The sequence below is a fragment of the Rhodococcus sp. AQ5-07 genome, assembly GCF_009707305.1.
GTDB lineage: Bacteria > Actinomycetota > Actinomycetes > Mycobacteriales > Mycobacteriaceae > Rhodococcus_F > Rhodococcus_F erythropolis.
This window is the reverse complement of sequence record NZ_CP046099.1, coordinates 5006203-5022135: the sequence shown is the minus strand read 5'-3', so window position 1 is coordinate 5022135 and position 15933 is coordinate 5006203. Positions and strand designations below refer to the sequence as shown.

At 62.9% G+C, this 15933-nt stretch carries 9 protein-coding genes; 3 read left to right on the top strand and 6 right to left on the bottom strand.

The window, feature by feature from the left end; translation table 11 throughout:
- The first annotated feature begins 97 nt into the window (after positions 1-97).
- Positions 98-1591, top strand: coding sequence for a PucR family transcriptional regulator (locus GJB56_RS23370; RefSeq protein WP_113683444.1), 1494 nt, complete (start codon positions 98-100; stop codon positions 1589-1591).
- Positions 1592-1693: 102 nt separating this feature from the next.
- Here GJB56_RS23370 and GJB56_RS23365 read toward each other — a convergent pair whose 3' ends face one another.
- The gene (locus tag GJB56_RS23365) at positions 1694-3256 is read right to left on the bottom strand and encodes a SpoIID/LytB domain-containing protein (protein WP_042950300.1); all 1563 of its coding nucleotides are present in this window, start codon (positions 3254-3256) and stop codon (positions 1694-1696) included.
- 331 nt (positions 3257-3587) lie between these two features.
- Here GJB56_RS23365 and GJB56_RS23360 point away from each other — a divergent pair, with 331 nt between their 5' ends.
- Positions 3588-5597 (top strand): N-acetylmuramoyl-L-alanine amidase, encoded by a 2010-nt coding sequence (locus GJB56_RS23360; RefSeq protein ID WP_070796556.1) that lies wholly within the window; start codon positions 3588-3590, stop codon positions 5595-5597.
- A gap of 37 nt (positions 5598-5634) precedes the next feature.
- On the opposite strand, the gene GJB56_RS23355 is transcribed toward GJB56_RS23360, so the two are convergent.
- Genes GJB56_RS23355 through GJB56_RS23345 form a run of 3 tightly spaced genes read right to left on the bottom strand, consistent with a single transcriptional unit; the run spans position 5635 to position 8003 of the window.
- Positions 5635-6456: an HAD family hydrolase gene (locus GJB56_RS23355; RefSeq protein WP_113683552.1), complete on the bottom strand. Its 822-nt coding sequence runs from the start codon at positions 6454-6456 to the stop codon at positions 5635-5637.
- 53 nt (positions 6457-6509) lie between these two features.
- Entirely contained in the window at positions 6510-7244 is a 735-nt protein-coding gene (locus tag GJB56_RS23350) for a lysophospholipid acyltransferase family protein (RefSeq protein WP_029254200.1), read from the bottom strand.
- Positions 7245-7247: 3 nt separating this feature from the next.
- Positions 7248-8003, bottom strand: coding sequence for a lysophospholipid acyltransferase family protein (locus tag GJB56_RS23345; protein ID WP_020905757.1), 756 nt, complete (start codon positions 8001-8003; stop codon positions 7248-7250).
- A gap of 93 nt (positions 8004-8096) precedes the next feature.
- Between GJB56_RS23345 and GJB56_RS23340 the strand changes: the two genes are divergently transcribed.
- Entirely contained in the window at positions 8097-8936 is an 840-nt protein-coding gene (locus GJB56_RS23340) for a hypothetical protein (RefSeq protein WP_113683443.1), read from the top strand.
- Between the two features lie 10 nt (positions 8937-8946).
- Here the strand turns inward: GJB56_RS23340 and GJB56_RS23335 are convergent, their stop codons facing one another.
- Both GJB56_RS23335 and GJB56_RS23330 read right to left on the bottom strand, forming a co-directional pair.
- Positions 8947-12429 (bottom strand): beta strand repeat-containing protein, encoded by a 3483-nt coding sequence (locus GJB56_RS23335; protein WP_154606699.1) that lies wholly within the window; start codon positions 12427-12429, stop codon positions 8947-8949.
- Between the two features lie 251 nt (positions 12430-12680).
- Positions 12681-15890: a beta strand repeat-containing protein gene (locus GJB56_RS23330; RefSeq protein WP_230091057.1), complete on the bottom strand. Its 3210-nt coding sequence runs from the start codon at positions 15888-15890 to the stop codon at positions 12681-12683.
- Positions 15891-15933: the final 43 nt, after the last annotated feature.

Genomic DNA, 15933 nt, shown 5'->3' with positions numbered 1-15933 from the left:
GTGTCGGACCTTCGGCAAGCTCGCGTCAGGCTCCACTTTGTACAAACGTGACCGCAGGCACTACAAAGTGGCGAGTCCGAGGTGTCAGACTGGACCCATGCCCATCACGCTCCGCCAGCTTTGTGCGACCGAACAGTTCGGCCTTCGCGTCCTGGCGGGGCACGACCAGCTCGATCGCACCCTGACCTGGGCACATGTCTCCGAACTTCCCGACCCGACGCCCTTCCTCGACGGCGGCGAACTACTACTCATCACCGGGGTGTCACTACCGACGACGGCCGCGGAAACGACCCGATTCGTACGGACCCTGGTGGCGGCCGGAATTGCCGGAATCGGTTTCGGAACCGGCCTCGGATACGAGGAGGCGCCGCAGACTCTGGTGGATGCGGCCACCCGTTTCAGTGTGCCCCTACTCGACGTCCCATTGCGAACACCTTTCATCGCCCTGACCAAAGCGGTGTCGAAAGCGCAATCCGACGACGACATGAAAGCGCTGCGCAGCAACTACCAGAGCCTTCGGCGACTACTTCAAGCTGCAGTGACGGTCAACGGCACCCGGGCAGTCGTACGACGGGTGGCGGAATTGATCGGCGGATGGGCGGCCCTGCTGGACTCGGCCGGCCATACCGTCGAGATCTCACACACCGCTGCTGCCGCAGGAATCGAGCGAACGGCCCCCGAGCGCGACGCCCGCCCGATGGAAGTCAGTTTCCTCACGAGCGAGAACGAGGACGTCATCTCCCATCCTTTGATGACGTCGAGGGGAAAGCTGATGGGGTACCTCGTCGCCGGCTGCCCCGGCGCCGTCGGCTCTTTGAATCAGGGCATCGTCATCGCCGCCGCGTCTCTGCTCACGTTGATGACGGCTCGAACCCGAGATGCGCAGTTGACGATGAACCACTTGCGTACCGTGGCGATGCATCAGCTGTTCGAAGGACAGAATGCGCTCGCCCGCAACATCTCCGGGGAACTGTGGGGAGGATTTCCGGTCGAACCTTTCCAGGTCTTCCACGTAGCGGGCCCGAGTGGCCTGCTCGAGAGCGTGTCCGTCTCACTGCTCGACGGCCTCAGCCGCGATCTGGCGTTCGGCATCACCGACGGAGCGTTGATCGCCGTCGTCTCGGCTACCGACAGCGGGCGAATCCTCGCCCGTGTCAACGAAATCGACGTAACCGTCGGCGTGTCGGACATGCTGTGGTGGGACGATCTCTCGCGCGCCAGACGCCAAGCCGCGCAGGCAGCAGCCGAGGCCGGCGCCCGCAACCTGCCTTCGATGCGGTTCGCCGAACTCTCGGAGAGCGGATTGTCCGCATTTCTCGACCAGGATCGCTCGACGGCATTCGCGGCGGCACACTTGCGCCCACTTCTGGAAGCGAAGGGCGGTAGCGATCTCTACCGAACCTTGGCCATGTGGTTGGCACACAACGGGGTGGGCGACGCCGCAGCCACAGCGCTGAATATTCATCGGCATACGTTGCGCAGCAGACTCGCTCGGATCGAGAGCCTTCTCCAACTGGACCTCGGCTCCCCCACGGAACGTGCGGAGTTGTGGCTCGAGTACCGCTTGCTCGGCGACGCTCCGACCATCTGACCGACAACCAATGAGCCCTGAACGACCTGAAGGGCCTCCGCCGGGTTACGGCAGAGACCCTTCAGAGTCGATACGTGCGAGTCGCTACCGACCGACCTTCCCCTAGCTTCCGCCCGTCGGTATCCACTCGCGGAGCACGTTGGCATCAACTACCTGCGCACCCAAAACCTTTGTCCAGATGATGGTTCCGTTTTCGTAGACACGGAAAGTGCCTGCTTCGGAGGGCAACTGCATCTCCGGGCCGGCAGGAGCACCGAGAGAGCCGCTTTCACCGCCGAGCTCCCGATACTTCTTCTCGATCTGCGTCTCCGTAACCGTACCCGATGGATCGCCGGATGGCGAATTGGATTCCGGCACTGTCGATTCCGAATCCGGTGCCACTACCACACCAGCGCCGTCGCCGACGGTAAACCAGTCCGATTTCAGGCCGAGTTTCTGACGGAACTGCATTCCGGTGGCGCCAACAGTTGCATCTGTTCCGACCACCTCGACTGCCGTCACTCGCCCGCCGTCGGTACCGAATCCGTTGCGCGAGAGAATCTTGAGCGATTGCAGCTCGCCCACATCGAAGGCGTCCGCAATCTCACCCGCGGTCAGATTCACTGTCCAGTCGTGATTGGGCGAAAGGGCGTCACCGAGATCCTCGACGGCCGGGAATTCACCGCCGGAGCTGTAACCTCCTGTGGACGAAGAGAATTCGGTGGCAACAATCTTGCCGTCACGCGACAGAACGGCGCCGGCGGTGGACCGAACGGCTTCAGTGGTCCGGGGATCTTCCTTGCCCGCTCCGCCGTAGACCTGGCAGTCCTGAGTGTCGCACGTGTCGGCGTACGAGCTGCGATGCTCGGTCGCAGCGTACGAGCGCGCCGCCACGGCTTGCGCCCGTAGTGCTTCGGCCCCACCGGAATCGGCCCATTCGGCTTTCGCCTCGACCGGCACCACGCCGAGCAGGTAGTCCTCCATGTCGAGGAGATTGACCGTCCGAGCCGAGCCGTTGTCGAGCACTACGCCGAGGGCGCCGCGATAGGGCGCGTCGTTGTTGCACAGCTTCAGGAACTGGTCGGCGGGTCGATCGGGACTGAGATCCACAGGATCCACCCACGGATGCTCGGTGACCGCTTCCCAGACAACCCCGCCACCACACCCGCTGGTGACAACCACCTGCGCACCGCCACCGGGCAGTGCAGTGAGATGGGCAGCCTCGCCCGGCGCGGTGCGCTGACCGTTGACCACGAGGCCGGCGTCGGAGTAGACGTCGAGCGTCGAGTTGTCCTGGGCCGTGAGCCGCACACTCATCTGGGCGGGCGGCAAGGAGTCCAGGACGGTTCCGCCGTAGTAGTGACTGAGGATTCGCTCGCCGGACCAGCCGTCGTTCTTGGCGTAGCCGTAAGCGCCCCACTGCCCCATTCCGCGGCCGTGTCCGTTGCCATGACCGGAGAGCGTGAATTGTGTATCGGCGGCGACGGCGTGCAGGATCGACGGCTCGTCAGCGCGGATTTGCGTGAAACCTCCGATCGCGACGCCGAGCGCAAGAGCCGGAACGAGACCGAGGACCGAGACCCGCATCAGCGAGGTTCGCCTCCCGGGTCCGCCCACCAGAAAGCGACCTGCGCGACCGGACACAGGCTTCTTACCTGCAGTTCCGCTTCTTCCGCTTCTCGCCATCAATGCTCTCCTCATCGCTACCGGCCTCACGAGTCCGCGAAGTCGGTACTTCGCGTGCAGGCCAGTCCACAACGATTTAACTAAAGTCTCACCCTAAGGTTGAGCGTTATGGACTTTTGTGACTAGTGTGGCAAGAGTGTTTGGAGTTAGCAACACCAGTCACACGAGTCACATCAGCATCACGAGTTGCAGACGTACGCGTCCGAAAACTGGAGTTCAACCCCAGAACATGGCATCCGACCTGCTCGGATCCGGTTTTGAAGGATTCCGTTCACGGCCGTCATCGGCCCTGAGGTTCGCTCGCAAGTAACTACAACCGAGGAGTAATCCCTTGCCACACCGTCGACCGAAGCCCTCGCTCGTACTCGGGGCTGTAGCCGCAGTGGCTGTCGCAAGTCCTTTTGCGGTCTACGGCTTCACGAGCACTACGTCCGATGTACGTTCCGCGAACGAAACGACGTCAGTAGCAGTGCCGACCCAGATCGCAGAGGTGCTCCTCGCGTCGGTGCCCGACATCATCATTCCGGTCAAGGAGCTGACCGGTCTCGATCTCCCCGACATCAACCTGGGCGATCTCAGAAACCTCAAGCTCCCGACCGAAATCCCGCTACCTCCAGGGATCACGTTGCCGACCGAACTCTTCCCGGCACCCGCTGCTCCCGGGGCCCCGACCGAAACCGCTCCGGTTCCCTCCGAGGAAGAGCCAGGTGCCGTGGTCAAGGAAGTCACCCGCGACACTCCGTTCAGCATGGTCGCGTTGACCTCGGACACGCTCGCCTCGGCGCAGTCCAAGGTCCGCGCCCTGGCCGAAGACGGCACCTGGGGTCCGTGGTTCACCCCTGACGCCATCGACTCCGCCAGTTCGGATCAGGCCACCAACGCCGGTACCGCCACCGAACCTGTCTTCGTCGGCGCCACCAAGTCCATCCAGATCCTCACCCCGCAGGGTGTCGCTGCCCCCGCGGCCGAAGCTGTGCCGGCTCCGGAAGCCGCACCCGCACCTGTCGAAGCACCTGCTGAAGCGCCTGTGCCTGCCGAAGCGCCGGCCGAAGCACCTGTGCCTGCGGAAGCACCCGCAGCCACCGGCGAACTCGGGTACACCCCGGCTTCGGTGTCCAAGCCGCTTCGCCAGGCGACGACGGCAGCAGATGCCGTTACCGCAGTGTTGATCGATCCGGGTACCAGCGACGCGGACAGCAATCTGCAGGCAGTCGCGGCACCGCTCGGCGGCAGTGGACCCTCCGTCATCACCCGCGCACAGTGGGGAGCAGACGAGTCACTTCGCTGCGACTCCCCCACGTACGACGACTTCACCGGTGGAGCAACTGTCCACCACACCGCGGGCAGCAACAACTACACCAAGGAAGAATCGGCCGGCATCGTCCGCTCGATCTACGCCTACCACGCACGCACTCTCGGCTGGTGCGACGTCGGATACAACGTCCTCGTCGACAAGTACGGTCAGACCTTCGAAGGCCGCGCAGGCGGACTCGACAAAGCAGTTCAGGGCGCGCACGCCGGCGGCTTCAACGAGAACACCACCGGTATCGCGATGATGGGTGACTACTCCACCGTCGAGCCTTCGCAGGCGACGCTCAACGCCGTCGGCAAGTTCCTCGGTTGGAAGCTCGGCCTGGCCGGCCTCGACCCGAAGGGCCGAACGACGATGTACTCCGAGGGCACGGAGTTCACTCCGTACCCGCAGGGCGCAGCAGTGGATCTGCCGATCATCTTCGCCCACCGCGACGTCGGAAACACGGCTTGCCCTGGTGATGCCGCATACGCACACATGAACGACATCCGGAACATCGCGGCCGCGAATATCGGCGGATCGTTGAACCCGTCGAACCCCTCCAATCCGTCGACGCCTGCGCCCAAGCCGACCACTCCGGTCGACACGGTCACCGGTGGCACCGGATCGTCGATCCCGGATCTGGTCACCCAGATTCTGAAGATCACCGACAATTCACCGCTCGCGCAGAAGTGGATCGCCGAAGGTGGTGACCTCGGACGCCTCGGCCAGGCGCTGTCCGGAATCCTGCAGGCGAAGCTCGGCAACCAGGGTGCGTTGTTCCAGAACGGCGCTGTCTACACCTCACCCAACGGCGGAGTGTTCACCGTGCTCGGCGAGATCTTCAAGTCGTGGCAGAGCTTCGGTTCCGACGCGGGTGAACTCGGATTGCCGATCTCGGACGAATACTCGATCCCGGACGGCCTGCGCAGCGACTTCGAGAACGGTTCGCTGATCTTCAACCAGATCACCGGCATGGTCACGAAGGTCCTCAAGACCTACAACGAGACCTTTGCCCAGGAAATGGCCAACAGCGCGCCTGTCGGCTGACACTCGAGCAGTACACGTCCTCGGGCGCTGGTGGGTTCTACGACCACCAGCGCTCGAGGACTTTTGCGACGCCGTTCTCCGAATTGGTGTCGGTGACCTCGTCGGCTGCGGCTTTGGCTTCGGGGTGAGCGTTGCCCATGGCAACGCCGAGGCGTGCCATCCCCAGCATCGGGATGTCGTTGGGCATGTCCCCGAAGGCCACCAGACCCGACAGGTCGAAGCCGAACCTTTCGGCCGCGGCAACCAGGCCGGACGCCTTCGTGATTCCCGGCGCCGAGAGTTCGATCAGTCCGTTCTCGGTGGAGTACGTCATGTCGGCGAGCGCACCGACGTGCGGGGCGAGCGTGTCGTACATCGCCGTGCTGGTCATGCCTGGACGGCGAATCAGGAGTTTGACGGCCGGCGCCGCAAGCACTTCGTCCTCGGACATCTCGGTGTTGTCCGGGTTGAGCCAGGCGTGTTCGTAATCTGGTGAGCTGACGAACTGTGGGGTGGCGGCGTCGTGTGCGCTCTCCCCCACCCGTTCCGCGGCCAATCCCGACCCGGGAAGTGCAACCAGAGCCAACTCGGAGAGTTCGGTGAGTGCGTCGACCGACAAGGTCGCGGCGCTGAGGACGCGGTCGGCGTAGCTGTCGTAGACAACGGCTCCATTGGCGCAGACGGCGAGTGGCGCGTATCCCAAACCTTCGACGACGGGCGAAATCCATCGCGGAGGACGTCCGGTGGCCAGCAGGAACGGCGTGCCGGATTCGACGACGGCATGCACGGCGGCGCGGGTGCGGGCACTGACCAACTCGTCGTGATCGATGAGGGTGCCGTCGACATCGGTCGCAACCAAGGTTGGGCGGTCAGGGCTGATACGACGGTCTGGGCTCACACCGCCATTGTGCCTGCCCGGTACGACGGTCTCGCTCAGCGCGCCCGCTTCGCGCGTTCCTGTGCGTCCATGGCCGCGGCTTCCGCCGGCGTCGGCGCGCCACCGCCGAGTCGGCGAGGCACCCAGTACGCCCCGGGTTCGTGCACGAATCCGTCCTGAACGTGGCGCAGGATCGCATCCATCTCGATGCGCAGGATCTCGCTCAGCGCTTCGGCGGGCTCGACCGGATCGATCGGTGCACCCACCTCCACCGAGATCGGGAAATGATTGCGGCCCAGATTTTTCGGTCCGCCCTTGGTGACGATCCGCTGGGCGCCCCAGACGATCAGCGGAATTATCGGCACGCCGGCGTCGATGGCCATCCGAGCTGCTCCGGATTTCATTTCCTTGATCTCGAAGCTCCGGCTGATCGTCGCTTCCGGGTAGACGCCCACCAATTCGCCACGCTCGAGGGCGTCGACTCCGGCTCGATACGCCTGCGCTCCGGCGGAGCGGTCCACTTCGATGACGCCGCATCCACGCATGAGGAAGCCGAGGACCTTGTTGTCCGCCAGCTCAGCCTTGGCCATCACTCTGAGCTTGCGTTTCGCGGTGCCGACCGCCAGGGCCGCCGGTATGAAATCGAGGTAACTCGTGTGGTTGATCGCGATGACGGCACCGCCGGACACCGGGACGTGTTCCGTCCCGGTGCGGGTGACTTTCACGCCCTGAAAACCGCTCAGACCACGCGCGACTACCTCGACGGCGGTGTAAACGGGTTCGAACGACATGGGTCAGCCTTCGGACTTCCGCGCCTCACGTGCTTTGGCTTTCGCCTCGGCCTCGTCGGCATCCATCTTGTCGGCCTGCTCGAGCGTCGGCGCGCTGCCACCGAGGCGGGCCGGTACCCAGTACTCGCCGGCGGGATGGTCGTAGTCCTTCTGCAGATCGAGTAGCAACTCCTGCATCGTCGACCGCAGCTTCGCCGTCAGCTCACTCGCCGGCTCGAAAGGTGCAATCGGCTCGCCGACGGCAATCGAGATGGGAGTGTTGGTGCGGCCCAACCGCTTCGGATAACCCTTCGTCCACACGCGCTGAGCGCCCCAGATGACGACGGGAACGATCGGTACGCCCGCCTCGATCGCCATCCGGGCGGCTCCGGACTTGAATTCCTTGATCTCGAAGCTCCGACTGATCGTCGCTTCGGGGTACACGCCCACCAATTCACCGCGCTTCAGGAAATCTACGGCCGCCTTATAGGAGTCGGCGCCCGCGCCGCGGTCGACCGGGATGTGCTTGAGGGCCCGCATGATCGGTCCGGAGATCTTGTTGTCGAAGACCTCCTTCTTCGCCATGAACCGGATGTAGCGCTTGGGGGTCCGCGCCGGCAGTCCCGCATACGTGAAGTCCATGTATCCGGTGTGGTTGATCGCGATCACGGCGCCACCGGACGCCGGGATGTTCTGCTCTCCCTTGACGGAGAACTTCAGGCCCTCGAAAGCGAAGACGGTACGGGCGATGCCGATGACTGTTCTGTAAACGGGATCCACAGTTCGCTAGCGTAGACGGGAATCCGTGATCTGACCCGCAGCAGTTATGGGGTGGATGTTGGTCAGAATGTCGCAAAAGGGGCGTAAGAACGAATGAAGTCGGCAGGACGAGCGGCAGTGGGGGCAGTCGCACTCGCCATGACATTGGCGATAACCGCATGTGAGGACGACGGACGGACAGGAATCCTGACGGACGAACCGTCTCCGCCTACGACGGAAACCACGACGACAACCACTCTCGCGCCCACGACCACCACTGCGCCCGCCACGCCGGTCGCGCCACCTCCGGTTGGTGACGTGCCCGGTAATCCGGCTGCTGCGCCGGCCTTGGCGGCCTGGGCAACGGACCTGGTGTCTTTGGACGTCGACGCGCTCACGAACGCATGCTGGACGATGCCGCCCACAACAATTGCCGACCGATACTCGGATCTGCCCGCCATCTTGACGGCCATCGCCGCACCAGGCGTCGACGGCCAGTACGCGGTCACCTGGAGCGGCGGCGGACTCTCCGTCGCCGCCAAGCGCTCGGAGATCGCTTCCGGCTATGCGTGCCCGTTCGTCTTCCCTGCGGGGCAATCAAACTTTTACACCGCGGCCGACGCTTCCCACGCCGTCGTCCGGTTTCTCTCACGCGCCACGGGACGGCCGGTCAATACCCGCGACGTCGAGACGTTCTATCCACTGATCTGCCCCGGCAACAGCCCGTGGGATCCCGACGGCACCGGCGCCACCGGCCAGCCGCCACTCAAGCTCGATCCGAATCAGCTGGCCGGTATCAAGTCTTTCGACGCCGACGCTGCAACAGTCACTCCGGTTCGCGGCGACTACGTCCGTGTCACCCTGCCCGTAAGCGACGGAACCGGTAACTCACGCCCGATGCAGTTCACCCTGTCGATCGGCCCCGAGGGATACTGCCTCGGGGCCGCGACCTGAACCGCTTCGGTCAGGAACCGAAGGGAAGGAAATCGCTCGAGCCAGCGCTGCCTGAACCGAGGCTGCCCGTGCCACCGCCGGTTGCAGCCTTGATCTGAATTGCGTGGGCCGCCGAGGTGGAGCCTGTGAATCCGGCTGCGCCGCTGTAGATTGCCGAAATCGAATGCGCACCGGTTGTGGTGAAGGTGTGGTTCAGCGCCGCGATCCCGTTGACCACTGGCACAGCGTCACCGATCGGGGTGTCCCCATCCATGAACTGCACCGTTCCACCGTTCTGCACCGAACTGACAGTCGCCGACAGGGTCACCGACTTGTTCACCACACCATCGGCAGGCACCGTCACCACAGTCTCCGTGGTGACATCCGAAGGCGCAGGGTCCGTTACATTCACCGTCCGCGCCTGGGCCGAGGACCCGACTACACCGGCTCCTCCCGAGTAAACCGCCGTGATGCTGTGCGCACCCGCAGAGGTAAACGTATGCGACAGACCAGCAGCGCCGGCCGTAACCGCTTCAGGACCGCCGATCGCGACGCCACCGTCGTAGAACTGCACGGTTCCGACGCCGACAGCGTCATCCGACGACGTTCGGACTGTTGCCCACAAGTCGGTCGCCACACCAGTTTTGGCATCGGTGGGGATATTCAGTTCGACGACGGATTCCTGGTCGGCAACACTCACCTGAACTGACTTCGCACTCGCAACCGAGTTCTTGAATCCGGAACCAGCGGTGAAGTCCGCGGTAATGCTCTGAGCACCAGCAGCATCGAAGATGTGCGAGAGCGTCGCGGTCCCACCGGAAACTGTCACCGGTGAACCAATGGCCGTGCCGTTCGACTTGAACTGCACAGTGCCCACCGCATTGTTCGGAGCCACCGTCGCAGTCAGATCAACCGCCGCACCCGTAGTTGCCGTAGCAGGAACCGAGAGCGACGTCGTCGTCTCCACATCCACCGGAGCCGGATCAGAAACCGTCACCGTCTGAGCCGACGCCGACGAACTCACAAACCCTGCACCAGCGGTGAAGTCCGCCGTAACACTCTGAGCACCAGCAACATCGAACGAATGCGACAGCGTCGCAACACCCGACGTGATTGTCACCGGTGAACCGATCGCCGTGCCGTTCGACTTGAACTGCACCGTACCGACAGCGTTGTTCGGAGCCACGGTCGCGGTCAGATCAACCGCCGCACCCGTGATCGCCGTAGCCGGAACCGACAACGACGTCGTCGTCTCCACATCGACCGGAGCCGGATCAGAAACCGTCACCGTCTGAGCCGACGCCGACGAGCTGACAAAGCCAGCACCGGCGGTGAAGTCAGCGGTAACACTCTGAGCGCCAGCAGCATCGAACGAATGCGACAGCGTCGCAACACCCGACGCGACTGCCACCGGCGAACCGATCGCCGCACCGTTCGACTTGAACTGCACCGTACCGACAGCATTGTTCGGAGCAACCGTCGCCGTCAGATCAACAGCCGCACCCGTAACCGCCGTCGCCGGAACCGACAGCGACGTCGTCGTCTCGACATCCACCGGAGCCGGATCAGAGACCGTCACCGTCTGAGCCGACGCCGACGAACTCACAAACCCTGCACCAGCGGTGAAGTCAGCGGTAATGCTCTGAGCGCCAGCAGCATCGAAGGAATGCGACAGAATCGCAACACCAGCAGCCACCGTCACCGGAGAACCGATTGCCGTGCCGTTCAACTTGAACTGCACCGTGCCCACCGCATTGTTCGGAGCCACCGTCGCGGTCAGATCAACAGCCGTACCCGTAGTTGCCGTAGCCGGAACCGACAACGACGTCGTCGTCTCGACATCCACCGGAGCCGGATCCGAAACGGTCACCGTCTGAGCAGATGCCGACGAACTCGCAAACCCTGCACCAGCGGTGAAGTCCGCCGTAACACTCTGAGCACCAGCAACATCGAACGCATGCGACAGAATCGCAACACCCGCGGAGACTGCCACCGGAGTGCCGATCGCCGTGCCGTTCGACTTGAACTGCACCGTACCGACAGCGTTGGAAGGAGCAACCGTCGCCGTCAGATCAACCGCAGTACCCGTGATCGCAGCAGCCGGAACTTGAAGCGTTGTAGTCGTACTCAGCGCGGAGCTCGAGATCTCGATGGTCTGAGCTTGCGCGGTCGAACCACCAAAACCTGCAGTGCCTGAGTAGACGGCAGTGATCGAGTGCGATCCCGTCGTAGTGAACGTGTGATCCAGGGTCGCTCCGCCGGCAGTCACCGCGATCGGTCCGCCGATGTCTGTGCCACCATCCTTGAACTGGACCGTTCCGCCGTCAGCTGCCGGAGAGATGTTTGCGGTCAGCGCGACCGAGGTCTGCTCGACGGCGCTGCTCGGAACTGTCAGCGCCGTGGTCGTCTGTACATCGGCAGCAGCCACGCTCACTGTGCGCGCAGGTGACGTTGAGGTCAAGAACTCGAGAACTCCGTCGTACACAGCGGTGATGGAGTGATCTCCCGCCGCGGTGAATGTATGCGGCAGTGTGGCAACGCCATTGACGACGGCCGCCGGGGCGCCGATGTCAGTCCCGCCATCCTTGAACTGAACGGTGCCGCCTGTCGGCACCGGGGAGACCTGCGCAATCAAATCCGTCGATTGACCGATCGTGGCCGACGCGCCGGACGTCACTGCGGTCGTGGTCGCCACCTGCGAGACGACGTTGACGGTGGCCAATGCCTGACCACCCGCATTCAATCCCGCGCTGCGTGAGTCATGCGGAGAGCAGTTGTACCTCTCCCAGTATGCGACGGTGAAGACGTCCTTCTCGCGCTGCAAGAAGGTGAAGGCATTTTTCGGAGAATCAAAGGATCCCGAATTGCCATCCGTCACCCTTAACTTCGGCTGCACAGTGCTACCCGCACCACCCGCAATCACCGTCACATCGATCGCCGGCAACCGGAAAGTCTTTCCAGCCTCCGCGCCGATTCCGCCATCATCGTTCTTACTTGTACTCGGACCGTTTCCACCACCGCCATTGGAGTCAGCAGTCTGATTGTTACCCGAAATACGCAAGTGAGTGCCCGCAGCATCCGGCGAACCACCGTCGTTGATTCGAATTACCGAGGGCGCCGCACCCGACAAATTCGACGACGTACCCGCCACTACCTGAGCATCGACCAACGACACCCCCGCAGGAATGTCGAAGTCGTACTTCATCCGTGTCCACCTGATCGCCGAACGCCCCGCATGACCACTCGTGGGAACAGTCATCGCACCTGGCTGGACTCGGTAGGTGAACGTCGACCCCGCCGCGACCTTCTCCGGAGCCGAGATGGTCACGCCCGTGGAGTGGAATTCGTCGGAGATGCTGCCCAAGCCAGGGTGCTCGTAACCATCGCAACCCAGTTTGAACCCGATCGTGTCCTCCACCGCGGGAGATGACGTCGGAGCAGCCGAAGCAACACCACCTGCCACCAGCACGCCACCGACCAACGCCGCCACCACAACCGCGGAACTTCTTCTCACCAACACGAACTCTCCTCAGCTAGCAACAGACGTGGATCGGGAACCGCACGGAAGGAGGTCACTCGAACAGAGCGGAAATCAGAATGGAGCTGGACGCTCGTACAGTACCCGTCGAAAGTAGTACTTGTATCAGTTATTTCAGACAAATATTCACGAATTGCCGATAGTTCTGCTAACGACCAATCATCGATTCGCGAAGAGCGATGCCCCTTGCACCCGTCGGGCGCAAGGGGCATCACATCATCGGAGAATCAGGACCCGAACGGCAGCGACAACGATCCGAGCGAACCGAAGTCACCGCCCCCGTTACCGACGTTCACAACCGATGCAGTCGACGTGGAACCCGTGACGCCCTGGGCTCCGCTGTAGACCGCGGTGATCGAATGGTTGCCGGTCGTGGTGAAGGTGTGGCTCAACACAGCCTGCCCACCGACAACATCGACGGCCGTTCCGATCGGAGTCGTTCCATCGAAGAACTGGACGGTTCCCGACGTCGCGCCGGAAGAACTGACCACAGCCTTCAGCTGCACCGACGTGCCGACCTTTGCCGAAGACGGAGCCGTCAACGACGTAGAGCTTTCGACATCCGACGGGGTCGGAACCGTGACATTGACGTCGACGGATTCCGCGGTGGACGACGTGAACACGCCGGAGCCACTGAATACAGCCGAGACTACAAAGGTGCCTTCTGCTCCGAACACGTGCGGCAGCTTGGCAACTCCGTCAACAACCGCGACCGGGGCACCCTGATCGACTCCACCGATCTTGAACTGAACCGTTCCGCCGGACGGCACCAGGGCGTCCGAGGGATCTTCGGACACTGTCGCGAAGAGATCAACAGGCAGTCCGACCTTGGCTTCACCCTGAACGCTCAGAACCGTCTTCGTCGCCTTGTCGACCGGAGCCGGATCGGAGACCGTCACCGTCTGAGCGGACGCCGACGAGCTGACAAACCCTGCACCGGCGGTGAAGTCAGCCGTAACACTCTGAGCACCAGCAGCATCGAACGAATGCGACAGCGTCGCAACACCCGCCGAGACTGCCACCGGGGAACCGATCGCCGTGCCATTCGACTTGAACTGCACCGTACCGACAGCGTTGTTCGGAGCCACGGTCGCAGTCAGATCAACCGCCGCACCCGTGATCGCCGTAGCCGGAACCGACAACGACGTCGTCGTCTCCACATCGACCGGAGCCGGATCGGAGACCGTCACCGTCTGAGCGGACGCCGACGAGCTGACAAACCCTGCACCGGCGGTGAAGTCAGCGGTAACACTTTGTGCACCAGCAGCATCGAAGGAATGCGACAGAGTCGCAACACCCGACGTGACCGTCACCGGTGAACCAATGGCCGTGCCGTTCGACTTGAACTGCACCGTACCGACAGCGTTGTTCGGAGCCACCGTCGCGGTCAGATCAACAGCGCTGCCCGTGATCGCCGTCGCGGGAACCGAGAGCGACGTCGTGGTCTCCACATCGACCGGAGCCGGATCCGAAACGGTCACCGTCTGAGCGGACGCCGACGAACTCACAAAGCCAGCACCGGCGGTGAAGTCAGCGGTAACACTTTGTGCACCAGCAGCATCGAAGGAATGCGACAGCGTCGCAACACCCGCGGAGACTGTCACCGGAGTGCCGATGGCCGTGCCGTTCGACTTGAACTGCACCGTACCGACAGCGTTGTTCGGAGCCACCGTCGCCGTCAGATCAACAGCGCTGCCCGTGATCGCCGTCGCCGGAACCGAGAGCGACGTCGTGGTCTCCACATCGACCGGAGCCGGATCCGACACCGTCACCGTCTGAGCCGACGCCGACGAACTCACAAAGCCAGCACCGGCGGTGAAGTCAGCCGTAACGCTCTGAGCGCCAGCGGCATCGAACGAATGCGACAGCGTCGCAACACCCGCGGAGACTGTCACCGGAGTGCCGATGGCAGTGCCGTTCGACTTGAACTGCACCGTACCGACAGCGTTGTTCGGAGCCACCGTCGCCGTCAGATCAACAGCGCTGCCCGTGATCGCCGTCGCCGGAACCGACAACGACGTCGTCGTCTCCACATCGACCGGAGCCGGATCCGACACCGTCACCGTCTGAGCCGACGCCGACGAACTCACAAAGCCAGCACCGGCAGTGAAGTCAGCGGTAACACTTTGTGCACCAGCAGCATCGAAGGAATGCGACAGCGTCGCGGTTCCACCGGAAACCGTCACCGGTGAACCGATCGCCGTGCCGTTCGACTTGAACTGCACCGTACCGACAGCATTGTTCGGAGCCACGGTCGCCGTCAGATCAACCGCGCTGCCCGTGATCGCCGTAGCCGGAACCGAGAGCGACGTCGTCGTCTCGACATCCACCGGAGCCGGATCCGAGACCGTCACCGTCTGAGCAGATGCCGAGGAGCTGACAAACCCTGCACCGGCGGTGAAGTCAGCGGTAATGCTCTGAGCACCAGCAGCATCGAAGATGTGCGAGAGCGTCGCAACACCCGACGTGATTGTCACCGGCGAACCAATGGCCGTGCCGTTCGACTTGAACTGCACCGTACCGACAGCATTGTTCGGAGCCACGGTCGCCGTCAGATCAACAGCCGCACCCGTAATTGCCGTAGCGGGAACCGAGAGCGACGTCGTCGTCTCGACATCCACCGGAGCCGAAGCAATGCTGATTGTCGCGAGCGGACCTGCACCAGCGTTGAGAGCGCTACCCTTCGCATCTCGAGGCGTGCATCTGGTCGGGGCCCATTGCGTGCCGAGGAGACTCGCTTTTGCAAGCTGTGTATTGAAATTTTTGTCGTTGCCGTATGTAGCAGCGTCACCGGCAGTTCTGACCTTCGGCTGAATCACGCCGGATGCGCCGGCGATCATCGTAATATCGATTGCAGGCATCCTGAACCAACTGTCACCGTTGGTGTTGGTGCTCCCGTCGAGGTTCTTTTTCGTCTTGGGTGCGCGGATCCCACCCTCGCTGTTCGTGCTGGTACTGGGACTGTTTCCGATCACCTCGTTGTTACCCGAGATTCGGAGATATGGACCCGCCGCGTCAGGGCTTCCAGCCTCGTTGATGCGGATGACACTGGGGGCGACGTTCTCCAAGTTGAACGAGGTTCCGGGCACGATCGCCGCACTGATGAAGGTGGCATTTGCCGGGACATCGAAATCGTTCTTCAAGCGCGACAAATTGGTTGTTGTGGCGCCCGAATCCGAGTTCGGAAAGGACTGGCCATTGGATTGCATTCGGATGGTGAAGGTTTCACCCGGAGCAACTGATGTGGGGGCATCCACGGTGACAAAACTCGTAGTCACTTTGTCGACAGTGATGAGTGCTTTCGCCTGGCATGAGGTGGAGAAGTTGAATTGGCTTTGAACTGCTGAGGCTGGGGACCCGATCAGCAGCATCCCCGCAACCATGGCGGTTCCGGTTATGGGCACGGCGAATCGCCGCAACTGAGAGATTTGGGGCATGGGCACTTCCTTCGGAAGGGCAAACATAAGCAGTGGATTCGGA